Source organism: Massilia forsythiae, assembly GCF_012849555.1.
GTDB lineage: Bacteria > Pseudomonadota > Gammaproteobacteria > Burkholderiales > Burkholderiaceae_D > Telluria > Telluria forsythiae.
Map to the genome: position 1 here is coordinate 5,329,211 of NZ_CP051685.1, position 22,639 is coordinate 5,351,849.

At 69.4% G+C, this 22,639-nt stretch carries 17 protein-coding genes; 9 read left to right on the forward strand and 8 right to left on the reverse strand.

Annotated elements, in window-relative coordinates; all coding sequences use genetic code 11:
- Positions 1 to 90 precede the first annotated feature (90 nt).
- Positions 91 to 945, forward strand: a complete 855-nt coding sequence (locus HH212_RS22350) for a hypothetical protein (protein ID WP_170204511.1) — start codon at positions 91 to 93, stop codon at positions 943 to 945.
- 518 nt (positions 946 to 1,463) lie between these two features.
- Here HH212_RS22350 and HH212_RS22355 read toward each other — a convergent pair.
- From HH212_RS22355 to HH212_RS22370, 4 genes are all read right to left on the reverse strand, one after another.
- The gene (locus HH212_RS22355) at positions 1,464 to 3,659 is read right to left on the reverse strand and encodes a prolyl oligopeptidase family serine peptidase (RefSeq protein WP_170204512.1); all 2,196 of its coding nucleotides are present in this window, start codon (positions 3,657 to 3,659) and stop codon (positions 1,464 to 1,466) included.
- 115 nt (positions 3,660 to 3,774) lie between these two features.
- Positions 3,775 to 5,286: a tetratricopeptide repeat protein gene (locus tag HH212_RS22360; RefSeq protein WP_170204513.1), complete on the reverse strand. Its 1,512-nt coding sequence runs from the start codon at positions 5,284 to 5,286 to the stop codon at positions 3,775 to 3,777.
- Positions 5,287 to 5,571: 285 nt separating this feature from the next.
- Positions 5,572 to 6,207, reverse strand: a complete 636-nt coding sequence (locus HH212_RS22365) for a 3'-5' exonuclease (RefSeq protein WP_170204514.1) — start codon at positions 6,205 to 6,207, stop codon at positions 5,572 to 5,574.
- 88 nt (positions 6,208 to 6,295) lie between these two features.
- Positions 6,296 to 7,549: an Hsp70 family protein gene (locus HH212_RS22370; RefSeq protein WP_170204515.1), complete on the reverse strand. Its 1,254-nt coding sequence runs from the start codon at positions 7,547 to 7,549 to the stop codon at positions 6,296 to 6,298.
- A 192-nt stretch (positions 7,550 to 7,741) separates the two neighbouring features.
- On the opposite strand from HH212_RS22370, the gene HH212_RS22375 reads away from it, so the two are divergent.
- From HH212_RS22375 to HH212_RS22395, 6 genes are all read left to right on the forward strand, one after another.
- The gene (locus HH212_RS22375; RefSeq protein WP_229217410.1) at positions 7,742 to 8,098 is read left to right on the forward strand and encodes a DUF2244 domain-containing protein; all 357 of its coding nucleotides are present in this window, start codon (positions 7,742 to 7,744) and stop codon (positions 8,096 to 8,098) included.
- Between the two features lie 6 nt (positions 8,099 to 8,104).
- Positions 8,105 to 8,203 (forward strand): DUF2244 domain-containing protein, encoded by a 99-nt coding sequence (locus tag HH212_RS27470; protein WP_229217411.1) that lies wholly within the window; start codon positions 8,105 to 8,107, stop codon positions 8,201 to 8,203.
- A 155-nt stretch (positions 8,204 to 8,358) separates the two neighbouring features.
- On the forward strand, positions 8,359 to 9,270 hold the full coding sequence (locus HH212_RS22380) for an isoaspartyl peptidase/L-asparaginase (RefSeq protein WP_170204516.1): 912 nt from the start codon (positions 8,359 to 8,361) through the stop codon (positions 9,268 to 9,270).
- Positions 9,267 to 10,262, forward strand: coding sequence for a cyanophycinase (locus tag HH212_RS22385; RefSeq protein ID WP_170204517.1), 996 nt, complete (start codon positions 9,267 to 9,269; stop codon positions 10,260 to 10,262). Before HH212_RS22380 ends, HH212_RS22385 begins: the two co-directional genes overlap by 4 nt.
- On the forward strand, positions 10,259 to 12,871 hold the full coding sequence (cphA, locus tag HH212_RS22390; RefSeq protein ID WP_170204518.1) for a cyanophycin synthetase: 2,613 nt from the start codon (positions 10,259 to 10,261) through the stop codon (positions 12,869 to 12,871). Before HH212_RS22385 ends, cphA (HH212_RS22390) begins: the two co-directional genes overlap by 4 nt.
- Positions 12,872 to 13,190: 319 nt before the next feature.
- The gene (locus HH212_RS22395; protein ID WP_170204519.1) at positions 13,191 to 13,829 is read left to right on the forward strand and encodes an HD domain-containing protein; all 639 of its coding nucleotides are present in this window, start codon (positions 13,191 to 13,193) and stop codon (positions 13,827 to 13,829) included.
- Between the two features lie 173 nt (positions 13,830 to 14,002).
- Here the strand turns inward: HH212_RS22395 and cphA (HH212_RS22400) are convergent, their stop codons facing one another.
- The 4 genes from cphA (HH212_RS22400) to HH212_RS22415 form a co-directional block, all read right to left on the reverse strand.
- Complete coding sequence (gene cphA, locus HH212_RS22400) at positions 14,003 to 16,636, reverse strand: cyanophycin synthetase (RefSeq protein WP_170204520.1); 2,634 nt, start codon at positions 16,634 to 16,636, stop codon at positions 14,003 to 14,005.
- A gap of 136 nt (positions 16,637 to 16,772) precedes the next feature.
- Complete coding sequence (locus HH212_RS22405) at positions 16,773 to 18,233, reverse strand: iron-containing redox enzyme family protein (protein ID WP_170204521.1); 1,461 nt, start codon at positions 18,231 to 18,233, stop codon at positions 16,773 to 16,775.
- A 213-nt stretch (positions 18,234 to 18,446) separates the two neighbouring features.
- Entirely contained in the window at positions 18,447 to 19,853 is a 1,407-nt protein-coding gene (gene bcaP / locus HH212_RS22410) for a branched-chain amino acid transporter BcaP (RefSeq protein WP_308633223.1), read from the reverse strand.
- 263 nt (positions 19,854 to 20,116) lie between these two features.
- Positions 20,117 to 20,971: a metallophosphoesterase gene (locus tag HH212_RS22415; RefSeq protein WP_170204522.1), complete on the reverse strand. Its 855-nt coding sequence runs from the start codon at positions 20,969 to 20,971 to the stop codon at positions 20,117 to 20,119.
- A 144-nt stretch (positions 20,972 to 21,115) separates the two neighbouring features.
- Between HH212_RS22415 and HH212_RS22420 the strand changes: the two genes are divergently transcribed.
- Together HH212_RS22420 and HH212_RS22425 are read left to right on the forward strand one after the other, a co-directional pair.
- Complete coding sequence (locus HH212_RS22420) at positions 21,116 to 21,748, forward strand: LysE family translocator (RefSeq protein WP_170205621.1); 633 nt, start codon at positions 21,116 to 21,118, stop codon at positions 21,746 to 21,748.
- 77 nt (positions 21,749 to 21,825) lie between these two features.
- Positions 21,826 to 22,509 carry a haloacid dehalogenase type II gene (locus tag HH212_RS22425; protein ID WP_170204523.1) on the forward strand — a complete coding sequence of 228 codons (684 nt, stop codon included), beginning with the start codon at positions 21,826 to 21,828 and terminating at the stop codon, positions 22,507 to 22,509.
- The last annotated feature ends 130 nt before the right edge of the window (positions 22,510 to 22,639 follow it).

The window sequence follows — 22,639 nt, forward strand, 5'->3', positions numbered from 1 at the left end:
GACGCCCGGCGTGGCGACGCCCGGCGTGGCGACGCCCAGCACGTTATCATCGCGGTCGCAGCCCGTCCCGGGCGAATCGAAAGAACGTATATGGAAAAACTGATTGCCGAACTGGCGCGCCTGTATCTGGCGACGGACGTGGATGGGGCAGGCGTGCCGGCATCGCTGGCAGGCCGCCTGCGCGGGGAAGATGCCCAGCCGCTGGCATTGTCGTACGGCGGCCTGACGCGCGCCATCGTCATCGCCTTCGACGAGCGCGGCAAGGACGAGGAAAGCCAGCCTTGGCCGCGCCTGTGCGCGCTCGCCAACGCGCTGCAGGCGGATCTCGGCCTGCCGGCGCCAGCGGTGAGCATCGCCGGCGACCACGGCTACCGCCTGTGGCTGTCGCTGGCGGCGCCCGTGCCGCTGGCGCAGGCGCAAGCCTTCGTCGACCTGCTGCGCCGGGCTTATCCGGAGATGGACCGCGCCGGCGCCGCGGCCGACGCGCCGGTGGCGCTGCCGCCCTGCCTGCATCCGGCCAGCGGGAAATGGGCCGCCTTCATCCATCCGGGCATGGGCGCGGCGTTCGCCGACGAGGCGGGGCTGGACATGGCGCCGCCGTCCGCCGGCCAGGCCGCGCTGCTGGAAGGCCTGGAAAGCATCGGCGCGGCCGCGTTCGCCCGGGCGCTGGCCGTGCTGCGCCAGGCGCACGGCGTGCCCGCCGCAACGGAAGGCCCACTTGCCGCGACGACAGTTGCAGCTCCGGCAGCGCCGGGCGCCGCATCGGGTATGCCGGCGGTGGATGCCGCAGCGGCGGCGCACCCGGCTTATGCTGGCCGTACAGCAGCACCATCCACCGACGTGCCGGAAGGCTTGCTGCTGAAGGATGCGACACTGGAAGACATCGTGCGTTGCCTGCATGCCAAGAACATCGAACCGACTTTCCGCCATCTGCTGCCGGGTTGACGGCTTGGCGCCAGCCCTCGGCCGGAAGCAACTCGAATGCGTCGAAAGTTCGAGGTGCTCGTGACGTAACGATGCTTGGTGCCGAGCCTGGGTCTCCGCCAAGGCGCATTGCTGTCCAAGATAGTATTGCTGGCTTAAAAACCGTCGTTCCAGGCACTGCCTGAAACGACTCCCCGCGAAGGCGGGGACCCATGCTGTATATCCAAAGTTGGGATTTTGGAAGCACTTTCGCTTCTTCTGAAATACCAAATTTTCTAGCTCAGTATGGAGGGGATAATGCCAGTGGCATTATCCCCGCCTTCGCGGGGAGTCGTTCTCGGCAGTGCCGGGAACGACGAGCTGTTGGCTAAGAATGATTTAGCGTGACTGCTAGGAACAAAACTCACTTAAAGCAGAGCTAACGCTTATTTTGGACAGCAGTGCGCCAAGGCGGCCGGCCAGGTCGGGGACGACGAGGTACCGGCTGCGAAAACGCTCGAACGGCGTGCTCGAACGGCGCCATTTAGGCTTGCACGAGCTTATTCGGCGCCGCCGGCCACCGCCGGCGCCTCGTCCATCCTGAGCGCCCTGGCCAGGAAACCCCAGCGGTCCGCCACTTCCTCGATCTGCTTGCCGGTCGGCTTGCCGGCGCCGTGGCCGGCCTTGGTGTCGATGCGGATGATCACCGGGTTGCCCCCGGCCTGCGCGGCCTGGGCGGTGGCGGCGAACTTGAAGCTGTGCGCGGGCACCACGCGGTCGTCGTGGTCGGCGGTGGTGATCATGGTGGCCGGGTAGCAGGTGCCGGGCTTGATGTTGTGCAGCGGCGAATATTTCACCAGGGCCTTGAACTCGTCCGCGTTGTCCGACGAGCCGTAGTCCGAGGTCCAGGCCCAGCCGATGGTGAACTTGTGAAAGCGCAGCATGTCCATCACGCCGACCTGCGGGATGGCGGCGGCGAACAGGTCCGGGCGCTGGGTCATGGCGGCGCCGACCAGCAGGCCGCCGTTGCTGCCGCCGCCGATCGCCAGTTTCGACGGCGAAGTCACCTTGTTGTCGATCAGCCATTGCGCCGCGCCGATGAAGTCGTCGAACACGTTCTGCTTGTGCAGCTTGGTGCCGGCCTCGTGCCAGGCTTCGCCGTACTCGCCGCCGCCGCGCAGGTTGGCGCTGACGTAGACGCCGCCCATTTCCATCCACGCCAGGTTGGCCGGCGAGAACGCCGGCGTCATCGAGATGTTGAAACCGCCGTAGCCGTACAGGTAAGTGGGGTTGTTGCCGTCCAGTTTGATGCCCTTCTTCGACACGATGAACATCGGCACTCTGGTGCCGTCGCGGCTGGTGAAGAATTGCTGGCGCGTCTCGTAGGCGGCCGGATCGAACTGCAGCTTCGGCTGGCGGAACACGCTGCTTGCCCCGCTCTTGAAGTCGACCCGGTAGATGGTCGACGGCGTGGTAAAGCCGGTGAACGAATAAAAGGCTTCGGTGTCCGTGCGCTTGGCGTTGAAGCCGGACACGGTGCCGATGCCCGGCAGCGCGATCTCGCGCAGCGCCTTGCCCTTGAGGTCGGTAACCTTGACCACGGCGCGCGCATCGGCCAGGTATTCGTTGACCAGCTTGTTGTCGATCATGTGGCTCGACACCAGCGTCTGCTGCGCTTCCGGCACGATGGTCTTCCAGTTGGTTTCCTGCGGGCGGCGCAGGTCGATCGCGACGATGCGCTTCTTCGGCGCCTTGCGGTCGGTGGCGAAGTACAGCACCGGACCGACGTTGTCGATGAAGTCGTAGGCGGCGTCGAAGTTGTCGACCAGTGCCTGCACCTTACCGTCCGGTTTGCTCAAGTCCTTGTAGAACACGCGGTACTTGTGCGCCGTGCCCTTGGTGGCGGTCACCAGCAGGTAGCGGCCGTCGTCGGTGGTGGTGGCCTGGAAGCCCCATTCCTTTTGGTCGGGACGGTCGTAGACCAGCACGTCGGCATCCTGCGCGGTGCCGACGCGGTGGTAGTACAGCTTCTGGTAGTAATTCACGTCGGCCAGCTTGGTGGCTTCCTTCGGCTCGTCGTAGCGGCTGTAGAAGAAACCCTTGCCGTCGCGGGTCCAGGCGGTGCTGGAGAATTTCACCCACTTGAGGTGGTCGTCCAGGTCCTTGCCGGTCTCGATGTCGCGCACCTTCCACTCGTTCCAGTCGGAACCGGAGGCCGCGGTGCCATAGGCCAGCAGCTTGCCGTCCGGGCTGACCGCGGCGCCGGCCAGCGCCACCGTGCCGTCGGCGGCCAGGGTGTTCGGGTCGAGCAGCACGCGCGGCGTGTCGCCCAGCGACTTCATCGTGTACAGCACCGCCTGGTTCTGCAGGCCGTCGTTGCGGCTGTAGAAATAGCGCCCGCCCTCCTTGTACGGCGTGCTGTAGCGCTCGAAGTTCCACAGCTGGGTCAGGCGGCGGCGGATGCCTTCGCGCTGCGGGATCTGCGCCAGCCAGGCCTGCGTCACCTTGTTCTCGGCGTCGACCCATGCCTTGGTCTCGGCGCTGTTGGCGTCTTCCAGCCAGCGGTAAGGGTCGGCCACGAGCGTGCCGTGGTAATCGTCGGCCTGGTCGACTTTCCTGGCGACCGGATAGGCCAGCGGCGTTCCGGCGCAGGTCTGGCCGCTCGCGGGGGCGGCGCCGATGACGGCGCAGGCGCCCGCGGTGGCGGCCGCAAGCGTGGTGACACGGATGGCGCGGATGGCGGATCTGATGTGCATGTTGATGGTCCTGGACGGTTGTCGGCTCATGCCGTGGGGCATGATAGCGCGAATTGTCCAGATGATAAATGTCCGCCGGGAAGCAATTCGAGCGCCGCCGGCGCCGGGCGCTCCTTCAGGCGGCGCGCCGCTCCGGGTGTTCGGCGCCGTGCGCGCGGCGCCACTGGCGCTGCAGGTCGTGCGCGCTGTCGATCTGCTGCGGCGACAGGCGGCGCGCCACGATCGCCTTGTTGGCGCCGGCGGCCGGGTCGCCGGCATCGGCCGCCAGCAGCATCCACATGTAGGAACGCACGCTGTCGCGCGCCACGCCGCGCCCGCTGTTGTACATGCCGCCCAGGTTGTACTGGGCCAGCGCATGGCCCTGCTCTGCCGCCATGCGGTACCAGTGCACCGCCAGCGCGTCGTTGCGGCGCACGCCCTGGCCGTTGGCGTACAGCACGCCGAGGTTGTTCTGGGCGCTGGCGTCGCCCTGCTCGGCCGCGCGCCGGTACCACTCGGCAGCCTGGGCCGCGTCGCGGCGCACACCCTGGCCGTTGGCATGGATCACGCCGAGGGTGAACTGGGCATTGGCTGCGCCCTGCTCGGCGGCGCGCCGGTACCAGTACAGGGCGCGCTGCGGGTCGGCCGCCACCCCGCGGCCGTGGGCGTACATGTTGGCGAGGCAGTACTGGGCCGGCGCATGGTCCTGGTGCGCCGCGCGCGCGTACCAGGACAGCGCGCGCGCCTGGTCGGTCGCGCCGGCGCGGCCTTCGGGGCCGCCGGCCAGCAGCCGGCCCAGGCTGAACTGGGCTTCGGCGTCGCCCTGGCGCGCGGCGCGATGCAGCAATACATAGGCTGAATGCGAAGCCGACTGCGAAGCAGAATGAGAGGCCGCATGCGCAGCGGTGCCGGATGTGGCACGCGCGGCGGGCGACGCCGGTCCCGCCGTGCGCCGCGCAGCGGTGCGGCCGGCGCGCCGGTCGCGTTCCAGGCAGGACAGGCCGAGCAGGCGCTGCGCCGGCGCATGGCCGCGTCCGGCGGCGCGCCGGAACCAGTACAGCGCCTCGCGCTCGCTGCCGGCCACGCCCTGGCCGCGCCGGTACATCAGGCCGAGCTCGACCTCGGCCGCCGCATCCTCGAGCAGCGCGGCCTTGCGGAACCACGCCATGGCCAGCGGATGGCTGGCCGGCACGCCCTCGCCGGCCAGGTAGCACTGGCCGAGCAGGCGCTGGGCGCTGGCCAGGTCCTGCTCGGCCGCCTTGTAGTACCAGGCCACCGCCTGCTCAGGCTGGCGCGCCACGCCGCGCCCGGCGCGGTACAGGTCGCCCAGGTTCTGCTGGGCCGAGGCATCGCCCTGGGCCGCCGCCAGGCCGAACCAGTAGGCGGCCAGGCTGTCCGACCGGGCCACGCCGCGCCCCTGCGAATACATGCTGCCCAGGTGGTTCTGGGCGAAGGCGAGGCGCTGGCGCGCCGCCCTGGACAGCCACAGGCAGGCCATGCCATCGTCGCGCGCCACGCCGTCACCGTTACGGTACAGCAGGCCGAGGTTGAACTGGGCATAGGCGTCGCCGCGCGCGGCCGCGCGCGCGAACCAGGCGAACACGGACGGGACCGGCGCCGGCTCGGATTCGGGCTTGGGAAAATGCATGCTGGTTCTCCAGATGACCGCTGCAATGGAAGAGTTGGCAAAAGTTTAATAAATGCCAGCTTGGCGGATTTGATCTGGAACAATAGGGAGGGGATGGACGGCACGCGTAAAATCCGCACGAAATGCGTTCTACGGGGTACGGCGCGCATGCGCGCGGTATGCCGGCATGTGCGCAGGCATGCCATGCGCATGCGCGCCGCCGGCTGCGCGGACGCGATCGGGCGTTTTGTGCTGCACGCGCAACGGCGTGCCGGGGCAGGACACCGGGCGGACGCCCGGTCAGGCTCAGGCGTTGGCGCGCCGCTCGGCCGCGTACTGGCCGACGAAGCCGTGCACCTTGGCCGCGGCCAGGCGGTTGATCGACACCAGCAGGTCCGGCTCGACCCGGTCCAGGCCGTAGGACCGGCCCAGGTGGCGGCCGATGTGCAGCAGCAGTTCGGCCGCCACCTCGGCATCGGCCTCGGCGCGGTGGGCACGTCCGTTGAAGCGGATGCCGAGCGCGCGCGTCAGCTGGCCCAGCTTGTAGCTGTCCTGGTGCGGGTACACGCGGCGCGCCAGCTTGAGCGAACACACCAGCGCCGAATGGCGGCAGTCGCGCCCCAGCAGCGCGCCCTCGGCCTTCAGGAATTTCTCGTCGAAGCTGGCGTTGTGGGCGGCCAGCGGATCGGCGCCGATGAAGTCCAGCAGCTGCGGCACCACCTCGTCCACCGGCGGCGCGCCGTCCACCATCTGCTGGGTGATGCCGGTGTACTGCACGATGAAGGGCGGGATGCGCACGCCGCAATTCACCAGCGAGACGAAGCGCTCCACCACGCGCCCGCCGGCGATGCGCAGCGCCGCCACCTCGGTGATGCGGTCGCCCGCTTCCGGCGACAGGCCGGTGGTCTCGAAGTCGAGCATGACAATCGGACGTTGATACACTGCTGATCCTTTCTTGTGCAAACCGGATAGATGAGGCCGCGGCGGCGGATGCCAAGACCCGGCGCCCGCGTCCGCGCCCCGGCCGGCGTCAGTTGCCGAACTTGCGCGCCGCGTCCAGCGCCAGCCCGGCGCCGATGCTGCCGAAGCGGTCGCCCTCGACCCGGCGCGCGCCCGGCACGATGGCGCCGATGCGATCCCGCAGCGCCGCCACGCCGCTGGAGCCGCCGGTGAAGAACACGGTATCGACCCGCTCCGGCGCCACCCCGGCATCCACCAGCAGGCGCCCCACGGTGGCGGCGACGCTGTCCACCATGCCGGCAATGGCATCGGTGAACAGGTCGCGCCCGATGCGCAGCACCTCGGGCGGCGCCAGCCGGTCGAGGTCGAGCGCGACCTCGGGCGCGTCCGACAGGCCGATCTTGGCTTCCTCGACGCGCATCGCCAGCCAGTGGCCGGCGCGCTCGTCGATCAGGTGGCGCAAGCGCGCCAGCTTGGCCGGCTCCGCGGCGTCGCGCGCCAGTTCCGCCAGCTGCGCCACGCTCTTGCGCGTATACGCCTGGTTGATCGTGTGCCAGGTCGCCAGGTTGAAATAATAGCTGTTGGGGACCGCGGCGCCGGATATTAGCGTGCTGCCGTAGCCGAGCAGCGGCATCACCGCCGCCAGGCTCAGGTACTTGTCGAAGTCGGTGCCGCCGATGTGCACGCCGCCGGTGGCCAGGATGTCGTCGCGCCGTTCGCTGCGGCCGGCGCGCTGCGGCCCCAGGCGCACCAGCGAAAAGTCCGAGGTGCCGCCGCCGATGTCGGCGATCAGCACCAGTTCCTCGCGCTCGATGCGCGACTCGTAGTCGAAGGCGGCGGCGATCGGCTCGTACTGGAAGCCGATCTCGCGAAAGCCCACCGAACGCGCGATGTCCGCCAGCGTGTCCTCGGCCAGGCGGTCGGCGGCGGCGTCGTCGTCGATGAAATACACCGGCCGCCCGAACACCGCGCTGGAAAACGCGCGCCCGGCCTGCTGCTCGGCGCGGCGCTTGACTTCGCCGATGAAGTGGCCGAGCAGGTCGCGGAACGGCAAGGCGCGCCCGGCGACTTCGGTCTGGCCGTCCATCAGGCTGGTGCCCAGCAGGCTTTTCAGCGATCGCATCAGGCGGCCGTCGTAGCCTTCCAGGTAGTCCAGCAGCGCCGCGCGGCCGTAGCGCACCGCATCCTCGTCGGCGTTGAAGAACACGACCGACGGCAGGGTCGCCTTGCCGTCCTCGAGCGCGAGCAGGCTGGGCTGGCCGGGACGGACCCAGCCGACGGTGGAATTGGAAGTGCCGAAATCGACGCCGCAAGCGTTGGCCATAGTTTCAGATGGTTCGAACAAAAGGGCGAAATGTTACCAGATTCCCGCCGCTGCCGACATAGCGCCACCACCGCCGCCAAGGCAGCGCATTGCACCCGTCCAGCTTGTCGCGCCGCCGCCACAATGCGGCCGTGGCGGCGCGTCTTCCGTGCAAGCGTCGACATGCCGGCATGGCAATCGTAAGATGGCGCCATGCCCGCCGCGACGCATGAATGGACCTTGCAGCGCAACTGTTCCCTGGCCCCGCGCCAGGTGGCGCGCGCCTACGCCGGGCTGTGCTGCGTCTCGCTGGCCGTCGCCGCCGGCTTCCTGCTGAACGGCGTGTGGCTGGTGCTGGCCTTCTCGCTGCCCGAACTGGCCCTGGTGGCGCTGGCGCTGGTACTGTACGCGCGCCATGCCACCGACCACGAGCGCGTGCTGCTGGCCGACGGCTGCCTGCTGGTGGAATCGGTGCATGCCGGCGAGCGCCGCCAGGCGCGCCTGGATCCGTTGTGGACGCGCGTGGTGGTGGCGGATGGCGGCCGGCGCGCGCTGGTGCGGCTGGAATAGCGCGGCGTGCGCGTCGAGATCGGCCGCTTCGTCACCGAGGCCAGGCGGCGCCAGGTGGCGCGCGAGCTGCGCCAGGCGCTGCGCGGCGTCTCGATCCTGCCCTGATCTGCCCGGCGTCTTGTAAGCGGCCTCTTACATTCACACGGCGGCGCTACCGATGTTTCGTTTCCGACATTTTTTGCATAATGCGCCATTCGCCGCCGTCCTGCCTGCGCATGCAGTCATGAACGGCGGCATTGCATTTAATGGAGAAAACAAGAATGAGCGTGACGGGGACGGGATGTGCCATCGTGGTCCATGGCGGGGTCGGCAGCCCGCGTGATTTCGACGACGGTTGCAGCGATGCCGCCCGGCGCGCCGCCGGCGAGCTGGCCCTCAGCGCGGATGCGCTGGAGGCGGCGATCGCCGCGGTCACCGCACTCGAGGACGACGGCCGCTTCAATGCCGGCAGCGGCGCGGTGCTGGGCCTGGACGGCGCCACGGTGGAACTCGACGCCTCGATCATGGACACGCGCGGCCGCCTGGGCGCGGTCGCCTGCGTGCAGAACGTCGCCAATCCGGTGCTGCTGGCGCGCGCCGTGGCCGACACCCCGCACTGGCTGCTGGCCGGCGATGGCGCCAACCGCTTCGCCGCGGCCATCGGCCACCCGTCCCACCACGATATCTCCGAACGCCAGCGCCAGGCCCACAGGACGCTGCTGAAGGAACTGGCCGGCTCGGTGCCGAAGATGCCGGGCGTGAGCAACGGCGCCTTTTTGCGCTTCTGGAACTACCAGACCCCGCTCCAGCTGCCCGACAGCGCCGCCTGCGACACGGTGGGCGCGGTGGTGCGCGCGCCCGACGGCCACTTTGCCGTGGCCTCGTCCACCGGCGGCTCGGCGCCGGCCCTGCTGGGCCGCGTCGGCGACACCCCGATCATCGGCGCCGGTTTCTATGCCGGCCCGGCCGGCGCGGTGGCCGCCACCGGCATCGGCGAACACATCGTGCGGCACCTGCTCGCCAGCCGCGTCTACGGCTGGATCGAGGACGGCATGCCGCTGGAACAGGCGCTGCGGCGCGGCATCGGCCTGTTCGACCCGGCGGTCCCGGTCGGCCTGATCGCCGTCTCGCGCACCGAAGCCGCTTCCCACAGCAACCGCGACATGCCGCAAGCAAGGATCGTCCAGGAATGACCGACACCGCGAAAGAACGAGCGTTCCCGCAGGAACCGCCGCTGCAAGACCAGATCGACGCGCCGGGCGCCGCGTTCCGGCAGGGCGCGGCGCCGCGGCAGGCGCCGGCGCGCACCGCAGGGCGCCGCGCCGGTCCCGGCCACCTGGTCATCATCGGCGGCCATGAAGACCGCCAGCACGACAAGCAGATCCTGGCCCGCTTCGTGGAACTGTGCGGCGGCGCCGATGCCAAGATCGTCGTCATCTCGGCCGCCAGCTCGGTCGCCGGCGAGATGTGGAAGATGTACGACGCCGCCTTCGGCGACCTCGGCGTGAGCCGCCACGTGCACCTGGAACTGGCCAGCCGCCAGGACGCCAACGACGAAGACCACATCCGCGACGTGCTGGACGCGGACGGCATCTTCATGACCGGCGGCGACCAGAAGCGCCTGCTGGCGATCATCGGCGGCACCGCGCTGGACGCCGAGATGCACGCCGCGCTCAAGCTGCGCGGGGCCGTCATCGGCGGCACCAGCGCCGGCGCCTCGGCCATGTCCGGCCACATGCTGACCCAGGGCCGCGCCGAGCTGCACCCGGAAAAGGGATCCGTCCACCTGGGCGCCGGCCTCGGCTTCCTGCACAAGGTGGTGGTCGACCAGCACTTCTCGGAGCGCCAGCGCCTGTCGCGCCTGCTGTCGGTGGTGGCGCAGAACCCGTACCTGATGGGCATCGGCATCGACGAGGATACCGCGCTGGTGGTCGAGCGCGGCGTCGGCATCGAGGTGCTCGGGCAAGGCGCGGTCACCGTCGTCGACGGCCGCCGCATGATCACCAACCTGGCCGACATCGCCAACCGCGAAACGCCGGAACTGATCGACGTGCGCCTGCACCTGCTGCCGTCGGGCAGCAACTACCGGCTGCCGGGACAGGAACAGGGCGACGACGTGCGCCGCGTGCCGCCGGCGCTGAGCGAGTTCTTGGAAAATGTAACGAAACGGAATCCGATCTCATGAGAATCATCGAACAACGCACCCTGCGCGGCCCCAACTACTACGCCGCCACCCCTTGCCTGATGGCGGTGGCCGAGGCCGCCGGCCCGGACGAGCGCATCGCCGGCCTGGGCGCGCGCCTGCTGGCGCTGTTGCCCGGCATGTGCCCGCAGGCGGCGGCGCGCCTGTCCGACTGCCACAGCCCGCTCGAGGCGCTGGAGCCGGTCGTGATGGAACTGCAGCGCCTGGCCGGCGCCCCCGGCGCCTTCAGCCGCACCGTGGCAGCCGCGGCAGCCTCCGGGGTGGCAGCGGGTCCGCAGCGGGTGCGCGTGGTGTGCGGCTACGCCATCGAAAAGCTGGCGGGCGCCGCCCTGCGCAGCGCCTGCAGCCTGTTCGCCGCGCTGGCGCGCCATGACGAGGTCGACATCCAGGCCGAGATCGCGTCCCTGCGCGACACCGCCCAGCGCCATGCGATCGGCACCAGCACCGGCGCCGTGGTGAACGCCGCGCACAAGCGCGGCATCCCGAGCATGCGCCTGACCGAATCGGCCAACCTGTTCCAGCTCGGCTGGGGCAGCCGCCAGAAGCGCCTGCAGGCGACCATCACCGGCGCCACCAGCCACATCGCGGTCAGCATCGCCAGCGACAAGCAGCTCACCAAGACCCTGCTCGACCAGGCCGGCTGCCCGGTCCCGGCCGGCGAGACCGTCACCACGCTCGCCAACGCCCAGCGCGTGGCGCGGCGCATCGGCAGCGTCACCGTCAAGCCGCTCGACGCCAATCAGGGCAAGGGCGTGACCGCCACCTGCACCACGCCGGACGAAGTCGAGCGCGCGTTCGCCTTTGCGTCCGAGTACGGCCGCCACGTGATCGTCGAGGAATACCTGCGCGGGCGCGACTACCGCGTGCTGGTCACCGGCCGGAAGGTCGCCGCCGCGTCCTGGCGCCGTCCGCCGCACGTGACCGGCGACGGCGAGCACAGCGTGCGTGAGCTGGTCGGGATCGAGAACCGCAACCCGGCGCGCGGCGAGGGCCACACCAACATCCTGACGAAGATCCCGCTGGACCAGCTGGCGATCGACATCCTGGCCAGGCAGGGCCATACCCTGGACGACGTGCTGCCGGAAGGCGTCACCGTCGACCTGCGCGGCAACGCCAACCTGTCCACCGGCGGCACCGCCGAGGACGTGACCGACCTGCTGCCCGACGAAACCCGCGACATTTGCATCCGCGCCGCGCGCACCATCGGCCTGGACGTGGCCGGCATCGACATCGTGTGCCAGGACATCGCGCTGCCGCTGCGCGAACAGCGCGGCGGCATCATCGAGGTCAATGCCGCGCCCGGCATCCGCATGCACGAATACCCGAGCCGAGGCACCCCGCGCGACGCCGGCGCCGCCATCGTCGAATCGCTGTTCGGCGACGACGACGGCCGCATTCCGCTGATCGCCGTCACCGGCACCAACGGCAAGACCACCACCACGCTGATGCTCGACCACGCGGTGCGCATGGCCGGCCTGCGCACCGGCGTCACCACCACCGAGGGCGTGTTCATCGACGGCAGGCGCATCGCCCGGGGCGACTGCACCGGCTACCGCTCGGCGCGCACCGTGCTGGCCTCGCCCGAGGTCGACGTGGCGCTGCTGGAGACGGCGCGCGGCGGCATCCTCAAGCGCGGCCTGGCCTGGGACCATTGCGACGTGGCGGTGGTGCTGAACGTGTCCAGCGACCACCTGGGGCTGGACGGCATCGACAGCGTCGAGGACCTGGCCAAGGTCAAGCTGGTGGTGGCCCGGCGCGCCACCCGCGCCGTGGTGCTGAATGCCGAGGACGACCACTGCGTGGCGATGGCCGGCCAGCTGGCCGATGGCGTCGAGGTGCTGTACTTCGCGCTGGACGCCGACAATCCGGTCCTGCTGCGCCACATCGAGGACGGCGGCCGCGCCGCCTACCTGGAAGACAACACCATGGTGCTGGTGAACGGCGCGCGCCACGAGGCGCTGCTCGACACCCGCACCATGCCGGCGGCGATGAAGGGGGCGGCGCGCTACAACATCGCCAACGGCCTGGCCACGGCGGCCACGCTGGCGGCGTCCGGCTTCGGCCTGGACGAAATCGCCGACGGCCTGCGCAGCTTCGTCTCGGACTGGAAGCACAACCCGCTGCGCTCGAACGTGTTCGACGTCGACGGCGTCACCGTGATCGTCGACTACGCCCACAACAGCGCCGCCTACGCCGCGCTGGCGGAGACCGCGCGCGCCCTGACCCCGGGCCGCCTGGTGGGCGTGGTGGCGGCACCGGGCGACCGCCGCGACGCCGACCTGGTCGACATCGGCGCCACCTGCGGCGCCGGCTTCGACGAGCTCGTGGTGTACGAATCCGAGAACCGCGGCCGCGCCGCCGGCGAGGTCGCCGCCCTGCTGGTGCGCGGCGCGCGCCTGGGCAACTTCGAGACCGACCACCTGCAGGTGCAGCTGGACGTGCACCAGGCCATCCGCGCCGGCCTGGCGCGCTGCGCGCCTGGCGACGTGCTGGTGTTCGGCTGCGGCTCGTCGATCAGCGAACTGCTGGAAGCGATCCGCCCGACCTCGCCGGCGACGGCGCAACGCATCGAGGCCGAAGCGGCCGTGTAGGCGCCGGGACCGCCGATCCCTCCACGCCGGGATGGCAGCGACGCCCTCCGGGCTCCTCATGCAGGCGTAGGGTGGACGCGGCCGGCGAGGCGGCTGCACCCCGCCGCGCGCATCACGCCACCGCCGACGCCGTCCACGCGTCCACCCGACCCATGCTCAACCGCGCCCTGCACCTCACCGCCCCGACGTCGACCCAGGTGTAAAACTGTGTAACGCGCTACGCGTGCGCCCCCGCCTCTTTACAATAATGGCAACAGCCGCGGCGCTTCCACACGAGACGCCGCGCTCGCAAGAATGCCTTTTCAGAAGAGAGACCGACATGATGGATCGAACGACACGTTGGCAGCAGACCTGGCAGCAGCTCGGCATGCCGCTGCCTCCCCAGGACGTATTCGAGGCGCTGCTGGCCGGCTACCGCGAACCGCGCCGCCACTACCACACGCTGCAGCACCTGGACGAATGCTTCGCCAATTTCGACCGCCTCGTCGACGAAGGGCCGCACCCGGGCGAGATCGCACTGGCGCTGTGGTACCACGACGCCGTCTACGACGCCCAGCGCAACGACAACGAGGCGCGCAGCAGCGAGATGGCCCGCGACTGCCTGCGCGCGGCCGGCGCCGGCGCAGCGGTGATCGACCGGGTCGATGCCCTGATCATGTCCACGCGCCACCATGTGCCGGAAGGGGATCCCGACCGCGCGGTGCTGATCGACGTCGACCTGGCCATCCTGGGCTCTACGCCCGAGCGCTTCGCCGAATACGAACGCCAGATCCGCGCCGAATATGCGCACGTGCCGGACGCGCTGTACCGCGAAAAGCGGCGCGAGGTGCTGGAGGGCTACCTGGGGCGCAGCCGCATCTTCGCGACGCAGCGCTTCCACGATGCCTACGAAGAGAAGGCCAGGGAGAATTTGCGGGCGAGCCTGCGCGCTTCCACGATCCCGCAGCAGGCAGCCTGACGTCGTCCCCGCGCAGGCGGGGACCCATGGTGAGCATGCAAAACTGGGGCTTCGAATAAACCGGCGCAGTGCGGGCGTTACGAGTTCCGAAACTCGGTATGGGTCCCCGCCTGCGCGGGGACGACGTGTAAAGTTTACCGGTCGTGGGAAGCGCTTCCTCGCTTCCGCTGCTATCACCCCACCTGCGCCGCGATCTTTTCCGCGCTCTCCGGATCCATCTCGCGCACCGCCTCCACGAACACCTTCAGCGACGTCCCGCACGCGAACACCAGCACGTCCCCGCGCCGGCACAGCGACAGCCCCAGGCGGATCGCCTTGCCCACTTCCAGCTCGCGGTGCAACGTGTCCGACAGCCCGACCGCCTCTTCCGCGCCGCGCAGGATCAGGTCGACCGCCTCGCCCGGCTTGCGCCCGCGGCTGGCCGATTCGTACACCACCAGCTCGTCGAAGCGCTCGGCGCACACGCGGCCGACCTCGCGCAGGTCGACGTCGCGGCGGTCGCCCGGCGCGGTGACGATGCCGACCAGCTGGCCGGGCAGCAGCGCGCGCGCCATCTCGGCCAGCGCACCGTAGGCGGCCGGGTTATGGGCGTAGTCGACGATCACGGTCACGCCGCGCACGTCGAAAACGTTGGTGCGCAGCGGGTTGTTCCTGCCGTCGCTCACAAAAGTGGACAGGCCGGTGGCGATCTGCAGGTTGCCGAAGCCGGACGCCATCAGCGCCGCCGCGGCGGCCAAGCCGTTGGCGATGTTGTAGCGCGCGCGCCCGCCCATCGAGATCGGCATGCTTTCCACGCGCAGCAGCTGCTGGTGGTAGGTGCCGTCTGCCACCACGATGGCATTGTCCTGCACGTAGGCGGCGCGGCCGCCGTCTTCCAGGTGGCGCAGCAGCACGGGGTCGTCCGCCTCCATCGAGAAGTAGACGATTTCCACGTCCGGGCGCACGCGCCGCGCCATCGCCACGCACAGCGGGTCCTCGGCGTTCAGCACCACCGCGCGCGTGGCCGCCATCGGCACCACGGCCTTTACCTGCGCCAGGTCTTCCACGGTGTCGATGCCGTCCAGGCCCAGATGGTCGGCCGCCACGTTCAGCACCACGCCGACGTCGCAGCGGTCGAACGCCAGGCCGCGCTTGAGGATGCCGCCGCGCGCCGTTTCCAGGATCGCGAAGTCGACGTCGGGCGAGGCCAGCACGGTGCGCGCCGACCAGTAGCCGGTGCAGTCGCCCTTGGTCACCGGCTTGCCGTCGATGAACACGCCGTGGGTGGTGGTGACGCCGGTAACGCGACCGGCCAGGCGCACCGCGTGCGCGATCAGCAGCGTGGTGGTGGTCTTGCCGTTGGTGCCGGTGACGGCGACGACCGGGATGCGGCCGTCGGAATCGCCCATCAGGCCGTCGACGATGGCGTCGCCGGCGTCGCGCGGCTGGCCGTTGCTCGGGTACTGGTGCATGCGGATGCCGGGCGCGGCGTTCACCTCGATCACCGCCCCGCCCTGCTGGTCCAGCGGCAGCGCGATGTCGCGGCAGACGATGTCGATGCCGGCCACGTCCAGGCCGATCTTGGCGGCGGCGCGCACGCACAGTTCACGCGTCGATTCCGGCAGCAGTTCCGTCACGTCCTCGGCGGTGCCGCCGGTCGACAGGTTGGCGTTGCCGCGCAGGTAGACGACGACGCCCGCCGGCGGCACCGCGTCCGGCAGCAAGTCCTGCTTGCGCAGCATGTCCTCGGCATGCGCGTCGAGCGCGATCCGGGTCAGGATGCCGCTGTGGCCCTCGCCGCGCGCCGGGTTGCGGTTCTCGATTTCCACCAGTTCGCGGATGGTTTTCTCACCGTCGCCGACCACGTGGGCCGGACGCCGGCACGAGGCCGCGGCCACGCGGCCGCCGGCCACCAGCACGCGGTAGTCGACGCCGTCGATGTGGCGCTCGACGATGATGCGGCGGCCGTGCTTGCGCGCAAACGCGTAGGCCTGCTCGATCTCGTCGTCGCTGCGGCAGTTCACGGTCACGCCCTTGCCCTGGTTGGCGTCCAGCGGCTTGACGGTCACCGGCGCGTCCAGCCGATGCGCCACGCGCAGCGCATCCTCGATGCCGGTGACGGTCTCCCCCTGCGGCACCGGCACGCCCGCTTCCGCCAGCAATTGCTTGGTCAGCCCCTTGTCGCTGGCGATGCGCACCGCGATGTTGCTGGTCTCGCCGGTAACGGTGGCCTGGATGCGCTTCTGCCGGTTGCCCCAGCCGAGCTGGAACAGGTTGGCGTCCTCGGTGATGCGCTGCACCGGAATGCCGCGCTCCCGGGCCGCCGCCAGCACCGCCGCCGTGCTGGTGCCGATCGCGTAGTGCTCGGCCAGCTCGCGCAGCTCGTCCAGGCGCGGCGCCAGTTCGAACGGGCGGCCGTGCGCCAGCGCGTCGACGATCTCGACCGCCAGCGCGAACGCCGGCTGCGCCACCTTTTCCAGCCCGTAGGCGCACACCACGCGGTACTGGCCGGGCACACCCGCCACCGGACGGGTGCGGCCGAACGAGGCCGGCGCCCCGGCCAGGCATTGCAGGCCGAGCGTCACATGCTCGACCACGCGCGCCAGGTAGGTGCCTTCGCGCAGGCGCTGGGCGAAGCCGCCCGGCTGGCCGGTCGGCACCAGGTAGTCGGCCAGCAGCGGCAACAAATCGAGCAGCGCTTCGGTGAACTGCGGAAGTTCCCGGGTCGAGACCCCGTACAGGTCCTCCAGGTCGAGCACGGACAGCAGGCAGGGGGTGTCGGCGTGGATGTTGGGGCCACGCAGGAAGCGTTGTTCGAGAATGCGCACGGGTTGATCCTTGGGTCTGAATACGGCGTGCGGGTCCGGCCTGACTGGCCCGGACCCGCACTGGGTTGCTACGATATTGCCAATTTTTTAATTATGACAGGTGCGCCCGATGGCATGGCACACGCTTGGCGCGCTGCTAGGCGTCCAGCAGCCGCGAATACATGCGCGTGGCCATCAGCCCGATCGCGGTGTGGTGCACCGAGGGCGACATCCGGCGCGCCAGCATGGTCATCGCCTCGCCCTTGCCGGCGGCGTCGGCCACGTCCTGCTCCAGCCGGCGCAGCTCGCCGTCGCCGCCGGCTTCGCCGTTGGCCGAGCGGCGCCGGATCAGGCCGCGTTCCGGATAGCCGCTGCGGCCGGTGTGCTGGTTCAGGGTGTCGAGCGCGCGCTGGCGGGCGCGGTGGCTGAGCACGCGGCCGGTGCGGCTGCTGGCGCCGGCGTCGCGGGTGCTCTGGATCCAGTCGCGCAGCACCTGCTGCTCGTAGGGCGAGAACACGCCGAACATCTCGGCGCGCTCGCCCTGGATCAGGCGCCAGAAGCGGCTGTTCTCGGCGTCTTCGCCACGCTTGATCCAGCCGGCCTGCTCCAGTGCGCCCAGGAAGGCGGGCATCTGGGCCGGGTCCGCCAGCCACTCGTTGATCGAACGGCCGGCCACGCGGCAGTAATCCGAGTGCATGTTCTTGCCGACCACCGCCTTGCTCGTGAAGATCTCGGTGAGTTCGGCTTCCAGGTCGAACCCGGCGATGACCGACGTGGTGCCGGCGCCCAGCTCGTTCATGCGGTAGCCGTCCAGCACGCGCCGGTAGAAGGCGGCCGGGTCGCTCGACTGCGCCATCAGGTTGCGCACCGCCTGCACCGCCTTGAAGGCGTGGCCGCTGCCGGCATTGTCGACGGTGATGTGCAGCGTGAAGTAGTACGGGTCGATGCCGAGTTCGTTCAGCTCGTAGGAAGAGATCAGCAGGTGCAGCGGCAGTTGTTCGTAGCCGAGGTTGAAGCCGACCACTTCCGGCAGGAACTCGTCGGCATGGTAGGCCAGCGCCAGCTGGATCGCGCCCTGCACGAAATGGTCTTCCGACAGGTTGTCCCACTGGTCGCAGCCATGCGCGGCCAGCAGGCGGCGGTACAGCGTGACGTGGTTCTTGTCGGGCACGCCGTCGCCCAGCTCTTCGAGGTAGGTCTTGATCAGCGGATGGAAATCCGGGTTTTCCCAGCGCGACAGCACGCCGTACAGCCAGGCGCCGTCGACCAGCTTGGTGGGCGCCACGCCTTTCAAGAAGGCGAGCGCATGCGACTTGGTGGTGAAATAGCGGCGCGCCGCACCGTTCTTGCGCGCGGCCAGGTATTCGCGGTAGGACAGCCCCACCGCTTCCGAGCGGCCCTGCACCCATCCCACCAGTTGGGAGGGTTCCTCCGGCAGCTCTTCCGGTTCGGCGCGCGCCGCTTCGATCTGGGCGCGCAGGAATGCACGCGCCCCTGCGGACACGCTTTCCGGATTGTCCAACAGCGCAAAATACAGTGCTTTCGCGGAAGTAACGGGCGCAACCGGCGTGGCTGCGGCGAGACGTTCCGGGCTATCGACGACAAGGCTTGGAGTCATAATGAATCTTCTGATAAATGTTGTACCAGGATTATGATGACTCGATGCATTTTGCGTAATCGGTACGCGTCCCTAGTCCATGTCGGACAGGGATTACAAAAATTGCACCGTTTCAATGCAATTTTCGATGGGTTTTGACCATTGACGGTGCAAGAAATAAAAACGTCGTCCCCGCGAAGGCGGGGACGACGGCGAGCGGCCGACGCGGTGACCTTATACCTTGGCCGGCACCTTGTTCAGCACCGAACGCGAGCGCGCATAACCGAAGTACACCACCAGGCCCAGCGCCAGCCAGATGCCGAAGGCGATCCAGGTCACCAGGCTCAGGAACGCCATCAGCGCCAGGCAGAACAGCACGGCGATCGCCGGCACCACCGGCACGCCCGGGCAGCGGAAGGCGCGCTTCAGGTCCGGGCGCTTGTTGCGCAGCACGATCACGGCGACCGACACCAGGCAGAACGCGGCCAGGGTGCCGATGTTGACCAGTTCGGCCAGCACGTTCAGTGGCACGAAGGCGGCGATCACGCCGAACACGATGCCGACCATCCAGGTGGCGAGGTAGGGCGTGCCGTATTTCGGGTGCACGGTCGACAGCTTGGCCGGCAGCAGGCCGTCGCGCGACATGGCGAAGATGATGCGGGTCTGGCCGTAGGCCATCACCAGCATCACGGTGGTCATGCCGAGGATGGCGCCGAGGTCGGTCCACTTGGCCAGCCAGTTCTCGCCGGCATGCTGCAGGGCCAGCGACACCGGGTGGTCGATGCCCTTGAATTGCGCGAACGGCACGATGCCCGTCATGATGGCGGCCACGATCACGTACAGCAGCGTGCAGATCGCCAGCGAACCGATGATGCCGATCGGCAGGTCGCGCGCCGGGCGCTTGACTTCCTCGGCGGCCGAGGTCACCGCGTCGAAGCCGATGAAGGCGAAGAACACCAGCGCGGCGGCGCTCATGATGCCGGAGGCGCCGAACGGCGCGTACGGGTGCCAGTTGTCGGTGTTCACGTGGCCGAAGCCGAACAGGATGAACAGCACCACCACCGTCATCTTGATCGCCACCATGATGTTGTTGACGCGCGCCGATTCGCGCACGCCCAGCGACAGCATCCAGGTCAGCAGCAGCATGATGCACAGCGCCGGCAGGTTCATGACGGTGTGCACGCCCTCGCGCGCGCCCGGCGCGGCGCTCAGGGCGGCGGGAATCTCCAGGCCGTAGCCGTGCAGCAGCGACTGGAAATAGCCGGACCAGCCGACCGCCACGGTCGAGGTCGCCAAGCCGTATTCGAGCAGCAGGTCCCAGCCGATCATCCAGGCCACCAGTTCGCCCAGCACCGCATAGCTGTAGGTATAGATCGAGCCGGCCACCGGCACCGTGGAGGCGAATTCGGCATAGCACATGGCCGCGAAGCCGCAGGCGATGGCGGCGACGATGAAGGACACGGTCAGCGCCGGGCCGGCGGTCAGCGCGCCGGTGCCGGTCAGCACGAAGATGCCGGTGCCGACGATCGCCCCGATGCCCATCAGGATCAGGTCGAACGGTCCCAGCACCTTCTTCAGCCCGCCGGTTTTCTGTGTCTCGGCAACCATGGTGTCGAGATTCTTGGTTCTGAAAAGACTCACTGCTTTCTCCAATCAATAAGTGATAGACCCCGTGCCCCATCGTTTGTGTGTGGAACCGAAGATCCAGCGGGCCTGGCGTCCGCCGGCGATCGTGTCGCCGCCGGACGGCGGATGTCTCCTCCTCGGGCGCGGGCCTGCTGCTGCCGGACTATGCAAGAACGATGCCCGGCAGAAGCATTAGTGGCGTGCCATTATCGCCATTCTGTAATGCGGAATCAAAGGAAATACTCAAAAAACAATCTTTGAAGGGTAAAAGCCGCCGCTCACACCGCGCGCAGCGTACAGACGAGCAATTCCGGATCGGCGTTCACGCGCAGTGGAATACCCGAGCAGCCGACGCCGCGGCTGACGAACATCGGCCCATTGCCTTCCACGTCGTAGCGGCCGTAGGTATGTTCGCGCGACACCGGGCCGCTGGGACGGAACAGCGGACGCCCGCCCGGCGTGGCGATCTGGCCGCCGTGGGTATGGCCGGAAAAGGCGACGTCGTAGCGCTGGCCGTCGAGCAGGAACAGGCCATCCGGCGCATGCGTGACGAAGAGCCGCACCGGCGCGGCGCCGGCAAAGGCGTCCGCCGGGCGCGGCGTGCCGGTCCAGGGGTCGTCGATGCCGCACACGCTGACCATGCCGAACGGCGCCGGCAGGCGGTGGTTCAGGTTGTCCAGGATCGCCACGCCGTGCGCCTCCAGCGCCGCCACGATGGTCCGGCGCCCGTTCCAAACATCGTGGTTGCCCAGCACCGCATAGGTGCGCAGCGGAATGCGCAGCGCAGCGAGAAAACCGTCCAGCGCGGCGACGTTGGCGGCGTCGAACACCACGTAGTCGCCGCCCAGCAGCAGCACGTCCGGGCGCTCGGCTTCGACCAGCGCCAGCAATTCGTCGAACAGCGCCGGCGCGGTGGTCGGGCCGGCGTGGAAGTCCGAGGCGAAGGCGATCTTCAGCGGGCGCGGCAGCGCTTGGCCGGGCGCCAGCACCACCTCGTGGCGGGTGACGCGGGCATGCCCCATCGCGCCCAGCCGGTAGCTGAAACAGGCCAGGCGGCCACTGCGCAGGAAGGTGTTGAGGACGCGTTCGACGAGGTTGCGGATGGGGCGTTGCGACTTGTTTTTCTTGGTCATGCGGTGGCGGGCGGCAAAATCCTGGGCTGGCAAAAGCGCACTGTATACCATCGTTCCCCGGATGTCGCGTTCCTTCCGCCCCGACTGGTGTCCCACGGCAGCGCCGGGTAAGATGGGCATCTCTTCTTGCCATCTCTGCACCGCATGCTCACCCTCGACCAGTCGCTCGCCTTTCTCGCCGCCGCCATCCTGCTGACCCTGTCGCCCGGCCCGGACAACATGCTGGTGCTCAGCCTCGGCATGGCCAGGGGCCGCTTGCGCGGCGTCGCCTTCGGCCTGGGCTGCGCGCTCGGCTGCCTCAGCCACACGCTGCTGGCCGTCGTCGGCGTCAGCGCCCTGATCGCCGCTTCGCCGCTGGCGTTCGGCGCGCTGAAGGTGTGCGGCGGGCTGTACCTGGCCTGGCTGGGCGTCGGCGCGCTGCGCAGCCGCGGCGGCGGCGCGGTCAGTGCGGCGCGCTCGACCGGCATGGCCGAATCGCCGCGCCGGCTGTTCCTCAAGGGCGTGTTCGCCAACGCCATCAATCCCAAGGTGGCGCTGTTCTTCCTTTCCTTTTTGCCGCAGTTCGTGGCGCCCGCGCGCGGCGACGCCAACCTGCAGACCGCGCTGCTGGGCCTGGCGTTCACGGCGCAGGCGGCGGTGCTGTTCGGCTTGCTGGGCTGGTTTTCCGGCAGCGTCGGCGCCTGGCTGAACCGCCGGCCCCGGGCCGGCATGTGGCTGGACCGCTGCGCCGGCGTGGTGTTCATCGCGCTCGGACTGCGGCTGATCGTGGCGCGCTGACGCGCGCGCGGGGAAGCGGGCGCCGCACGGCGGCCGTTTCGGCGAGCATGCAGGCATCGACAACCACCGTGAACGCCATGACCGCCTCCTCCCTCGCCCGCCCCGACATGCTGCTGTTCGACGTCAACCAGACCATGCTCGACATGGGCCCGGTGCATGCGGCCATCCGCGCCGTGCTGCCCGGCGCCGACAGCCCCAAGCTGTGGTTCGCCACCACCCTGCAATATGCCGCCTCGATGACCCTGGCCGGACGCTACGCGCCGCTGCCCGAGATCGGCGCCGCCGTGCTGCGCATGCTGGCCCAGGGCCAGGGCATCGACGTATCACAGGCCCAAGCCGAGGCGGCGATGCGTTCGCTGACGCGCCTGCCCGCCCACGCCGACGTGCAGCCCGCGCTGCAGCGCCTGAAAAGCGCCGGCCTGCGCCTGGCCGCGCTGTCGATCTCGACCCGCACCGGCCTGCGCGCCCAGCTCGACCATGCCGGCATCGCCGATTGCTTCGATGCCCAGTTCAGCGTGCAGGAGTTCAGGCTGTACAAGCCGCATCCCGACGTCTACCGCCGCGTCGCCGCGCGCATGCGCGTGGAGGCCGCCGGCACCATGCTGGTGGCGGCGCACGGCTGGGATATCGGCGGCGCCGCCTGGGCCGGCCTGCGCACCGCCTTCGTCGAGCGCGCCGGCCAGGCGCCGTTCGCCCTGGCGCCGGCGCCGGAACTGGTGGTCGGCGACCTGGGGGAACTAGCGCAGCGCCTGGGCGCCTGACCCGCGGCGCAGGCGCCATTGCATGGACGCTTTTCCTTGTCGCGTTTAGCGACTATGCAATCCCGAATATCTTCGTTTACGCCGCCGGCGGGCTTTGCCATACTGGCCCGCATCGCCGAACAGGATACTC

Excerpts from the sequence above, each read along its gene's own strand:
- HH212_RS22375 (WP_229217410.1), top strand. The coding sequence starts at position 7,742 with ATGCCCGCCGCGACGCATGAATGGACCTTGCAGCGCAACTGTTCCCTG.
- HH212_RS22355 (WP_170204512.1), bottom strand. The coding sequence starts at position 3,659 with ATGCACATCAGATCCGCCATCCGCGCCATCCGTGTCACCACGCTTGCG.
- HH212_RS22425 (WP_170204523.1), top strand. The coding sequence starts at position 21,826 with ATGACCGCCTCCTCCCTCGCCCGCCCCGACATGCTGCTGTTCGACGTC.
- HH212_RS22370 (WP_170204515.1), bottom strand. The coding sequence starts at position 7,549 with ATGGCCAACGCTTGCGGCGTCGATTTCGGCACTTCCAATTCCACCGTC.
- HH212_RS22420 (WP_170205621.1), top strand. The coding sequence starts at position 21,116 with ATGCTCACCCTCGACCAGTCGCTCGCCTTTCTCGCCGCCGCCATCCTG.
- HH212_RS22415 (WP_170204522.1), bottom strand. The coding sequence starts at position 20,971 with ATGACCAAGAAAAACAAGTCGCAACGCCCCATCCGCAACCTCGTCGAA.
- HH212_RS22360 (WP_170204513.1), bottom strand. The coding sequence starts at position 5,286 with ATGCATTTTCCCAAGCCCGAATCCGAGCCGGCGCCGGTCCCGTCCGTG.
- cphA (WP_170204518.1), top strand. The coding sequence starts at position 10,259 with ATGAGAATCATCGAACAACGCACCCTGCGCGGCCCCAACTACTACGCC.
- HH212_RS22385 (WP_170204517.1), top strand. The coding sequence starts at position 9,267 with ATGACCGACACCGCGAAAGAACGAGCGTTCCCGCAGGAACCGCCGCTG.
- HH212_RS22405 (WP_170204521.1), bottom strand. The coding sequence starts at position 18,233 with ATGACTCCAAGCCTTGTCGTCGATAGCCCGGAACGTCTCGCCGCAGCC.
- HH212_RS22395 (WP_170204519.1), top strand. The coding sequence starts at position 13,191 with ATGATGGATCGAACGACACGTTGGCAGCAGACCTGGCAGCAGCTCGGC.
- HH212_RS22350 (WP_170204511.1), top strand. The coding sequence starts at position 91 with ATGGAAAAACTGATTGCCGAACTGGCGCGCCTGTATCTGGCGACGGAC.
- HH212_RS22380 (WP_170204516.1), top strand. The coding sequence starts at position 8,359 with ATGAGCGTGACGGGGACGGGATGTGCCATCGTGGTCCATGGCGGGGTC.